A 3,833-nucleotide genomic window follows, 5' to 3' on the forward strand; every position below is an offset into this window, starting at 1 on the left:
GCCGCCTCGACCGCCTTGGCCACCTCGTCCGCCGTCGCCACCGGTACGGTGCTGACCGGCGTGCCGTCGGCGGGATCGTGCACGACCAGTTCACCGCCCGCGCCGCCCGCGCCCCACACTCCACCGATGAGCTGTTCAACCCTGTACATGCGGCAGTGGATGCCCCGGTCCCGGCGAGGCAAACGCGTTTCGCCCGGTTGCTGGCCGGGTAGGCGGATCGGATGACCGGGACCGGCATCGAGACCGCGGACGCCGTCGTCATCGGCGCCGGGCACAACGGACTGGTGGCCGCCAACCTGCTCGCCGACGCCGGCTGGGACGTGCTGGTCCTGGAGGCCACCGGCGCCCCCGGCGGGCGGTCCGCTCCGCCGAGGTGACCGCCCCCGGCTACCTGAGCGACCTCTACAGCTCCTTCTACCCCCTCGGGTACGCCTCGCCGGTGCTGCGCGGGCTTCGCCTCGACGCGTACGGAGTGGCCTGGACGAACGCGCCCGACGTGCTGGCGCACGTGCTGCCGGACGGCCGGGCGGCGGTGCTCAACCGCGACCCCGACCGCAGCGCCGCGTCGATGGAGGCGTTCGCGCCCGGCGACGGGCAACGCTGGCTCGACACGTACGACGACTGGCGGGCGATCTCCCGTCCCCTGGTGAACGCCCTGTTCACCCCCTTCCCGCCGGTCCGCGACGGGCTGGAGCTGCTGGGCCGGCTGCGCACCGCCGGGGCGCTGCGGCTGGCCCGCCGGCTGGTGCTGCCGAGCCGGCAGTTCGGCCGCGAGGTGTTCCGGGGCGAGGGCGCGCCCGCGCTGATGGCCAGTTGCGCCCTGCACACCGACCTGTCGCCCGACGACGCCGGCTCGGGCATCTACGGCTGGCTGCTCGCCATGCTCGGTCAGGAGGTCGGCTGGCCGGTGCCGGTGGGCGGCGCGCAGCGGATCACCGACGCGCTGGTCGCGCGGCTGATCGCCAAGGGCGGCCGGATCACCTACTCGGCCCGGGTGGACCGGGTGCTCATCGCCCGGGGCCGGGCGATGGGCGTACGGACCGAGGGCGGCGCCACCTGGCGGGCCCGTCGGGCGGTGCTGGCCGACGTGCCCGCGCCGGCGCTCTACCTGGACCTGGTCGGCGCGGCCTGGCTGCCGCCCCGGCTGGTCGAGGACCTCGACCACTTCCGCTGGGACGGGTCGACGGTCAAGGTCGACTGGGCGCTGGACGGGCCGATGCCGTGGACAAACCCGCAGGTCGCCGGGGCGGGCACCGTCCACCTGGCCACGGACGTCGACGGGCTCACCCGCTACGCGGCGGACCTGGCCTGCGGGCAGCTGCCGGAGGACCCGTTCCTGCTGGTCGGCCAGATGACCACCGCCGACGCGACCCGGTCACCGGCCGGCACGGAGTCGCTCTGGTCGTACACCCACCTGCCGTTCCGGCGGGACTGGCGGGCCGAGGACGTGGCCGCGCACGTGGACCGGATGGAGGCGGTGCTGGAGCGCCACGCCCCCGGCTTCAAGGGGCTCGTCCGGGGCCGCTTCGTGGCCGGCCCCGTCGACCTGGAGGAGCGCAACCCGAGCCTGATCGGCGGCGCGGTGGGTGGCGGCACGGCCGCCGCGTACCAGCAGCTCTTCCTGCGCCCGGTGCCCGGCCTGGGCCGGCCGGACACCCCGGTCGACCGGCTCTACCTGGCCAGCGCCTCGGCGAACCCGGGCGGCGGGGTGCACGGCGCCCCGGGTGCGAACGCGGCGCAGGCGGCGCTGAGCCGCAACCGGGCCCTCACCGGCGGCCTGTACGCCCGGGCGATCGGTGCCGCCCACCGCGCGGTCTACCGCTGACCCCCTGTCGAAACAAGCGACCTGCCCCAGCGGCATGTGCATGCCCCTCGGACAGGTCGCTCACGACGGTGTCCGCGCCGGAGACGTCACGCCGCGTGACGGTCCGGGTGCGGACGGGTGGGTCAGCGCTCCAGGTTGCGGTGCCGGGTACGCAGCTTGAACGGCATCAGCGCGCTCTCCACCTTGGTGGCGGTGGTCATCTTCGAGGCGCCGTCGCGGCGCTCCTCGAAGCGGATCGGCACCTCCAGGATGGTGTGCCCCAGCTTGGTGGCGAGGTAGTGCATCTCGACCTGGAAGCTGTACCCGTTGGACTGCACCCGCTCCAAGCCGATGTCGCGCAGGGCGTCCGCCCGCCAGATCTTGAAGCCGGCGGTGAGGTCACGGATCCGCACCCGCAGCAGGGTGTGCACGTAGAGGTTCGCCCAGCCGCTGAGCGCGCGGCGGTACAGCGGCCAGTTCTCGTCCAGCTCGCCACCGGGCACGTACCGGGAGCCGATCACCACGCCGGCCTGGGTGGAGAGCAGCGCGCCGAGCATGCCGGGCAGGGCCTCCGGCGGGTGGGACAGGTCGGCGTCCATCTGCGCCACGTAGTCGGCGCCGCCGTCGAGCGCCCGGCCGATCCCGTCGACGTACGCCCGGCCCAGGCCCTCCTTGCCGGCCCGGTGCACGACCTGGATCCGGTCGGGGTGCTCGATGGCCAGCTTGTCGGCCACCTCGCCGGTGCCGTCCGGGGAGTTGTCGTCCGCCACCAGCACCTTGAGGCCGGGCAGCGGCAGGGCGAGGAGCCGCTCGACCACCACCGGGAGGTTGCCCGCCTCGTTGTAGGTGGGGACCACGACGGTCAGGCGTGCTTCCCGCCACGGCGAGGGCAGCTCCACGGGTTCGATCATGACGGACATCCTCTGGTTGCCGACGGTTTTCCCCCAAAGGGTAGCCAGTGCCCCGTCGGGCCCCGTCGAGGCTCCCCGCCCCTCAACTCTCCGCGGCCTCGTCCGCCTTCTGACGGGTGGCGATGTCGGAGAGCCGCCGCAGGGTCTCCTTGTTGCGTTGGTGCAGGACCAGGTCGTTGAGCTTGTTGCGGAGCCAGCGCAGCGGCCCGGCGGCGAAGTCCTCGCCGATCCGCACTCGGGTGGCGTCGGCGCCGACCGGTTCCAGGGTGAACACCACGATCGCCTCACCGGCCGGCCAGAGCCCGGCCTTGATGACCATCTTGTGCGGCGGCTCGCAGGCCAGCACGGTCGAGGAGTCATGCAACGAGAGTGGCCACGGCCCCGCCTTGTGGTGCAGTTGGCTGCCCACCCGCGGCCAGGTGTCGTCGACGTCCCGCACGTGCACGGTGCCGACCACCCAGTCGCTGTACGTCCACCCGTCCGCCAGCACGTCGAACACCTGCTGCGGGGGAGCGTCGATCACTTTCTCCACAATCGCCACTGGCGTCCAGTACCCCGACTCCGACCGGGGCTAACCGGCGGGTCGGACCGGGCGTTAGCTTCTCCGGGGCGACGGGTAAGGCCCGGTCGGCGACCCCTGCGCGGCCGGGACGGCGACGAGCCGTACCGCCGGGTAGATGATGTTTACTCCCCGGGGCTCCGGGAACCCGCCGCCCGTGCGACGGGACCAGATGGAGCCGGATCAGCGCAGGTCAGGCCGGGTCGACCGGGCCGTGATCCGGCCGGTCCTGTTCGACGCGGTGCTGCTGGACCGGGACGGCACCCTGGTCGAGGACGTGCCGTACAACGGTGACCCGGAGAAGGTGCGGCCGATGCCGGGCGCGCGGGCGGCGCTGGACCGGCTGCGCGCGGCCGGCCTGCGCCTCGGCGTGGTGACCAACCAGTCCGGGCTGGCCAAGGGGTTGTTCACCGCCGCGCAGATGCGGGCGGTGCACGCCCGGATCGAGACACTGCTCGGCCCGTTCGACACCTGGCAGGTCTGCCCGCACGACGACGGCGACGACTGCGCCTGCCGCAAACCCGCCCCCGGCCTGGTCCACCGGGCCGCCGGCCGCGCT

At 73.8% G+C, this 3,833-nt stretch carries 3 protein-coding genes and 2 pseudogenes; 2 read left to right on the plus strand and 3 right to left on the minus strand.

What is annotated here, in order from left to right; translation table 11 throughout:
- Positions 1 to 149: pseudogene (locus tag JNW89_RS30375) on the minus strand (aldehyde dehydrogenase); the annotation flags it as partial.
- A 72-nt stretch (positions 150 to 221) separates the two neighbouring features.
- On the opposite strand from JNW89_RS30375, the pseudogene JNW89_RS30380 reads away from it, so the two are divergent.
- Positions 222 to 1,825 (plus strand): annotated as a pseudogene (locus tag JNW89_RS30380) (phytoene desaturase family protein).
- 122 nt (positions 1,826 to 1,947) lie between these two features.
- Here the strand turns inward: JNW89_RS30380 and JNW89_RS30385 are convergent.
- Positions 1,948 to 2,715 carry a polyprenol monophosphomannose synthase gene (locus JNW89_RS30385; protein ID WP_238451693.1) on the minus strand — a complete coding sequence of 256 codons (768 nt, stop codon included), beginning with the start codon at positions 2,713 to 2,715 and terminating at the stop codon, positions 1,948 to 1,950.
- Positions 2,716 to 2,797: 82 nt separating this feature from the next.
- Positions 2,798 to 3,238, minus strand: a complete 441-nt coding sequence (locus JNW89_RS30390; RefSeq protein WP_309140041.1) for an SRPBCC family protein — start codon at positions 3,236 to 3,238, stop codon at positions 2,798 to 2,800.
- A 277-nt stretch (positions 3,239 to 3,515) separates the two neighbouring features.
- Between JNW89_RS30390 and JNW89_RS30395 the strand changes: the two genes are divergently transcribed.
- A partial coding sequence (locus JNW89_RS30395; protein WP_238451695.1) for an HAD-IIIA family hydrolase occupies positions 3,516 to 3,833 on the plus strand: 318 nt, incomplete at its 3' end.

It is taken from the genome of Micromonospora sp. 4G55 (assembly GCF_016803375.1).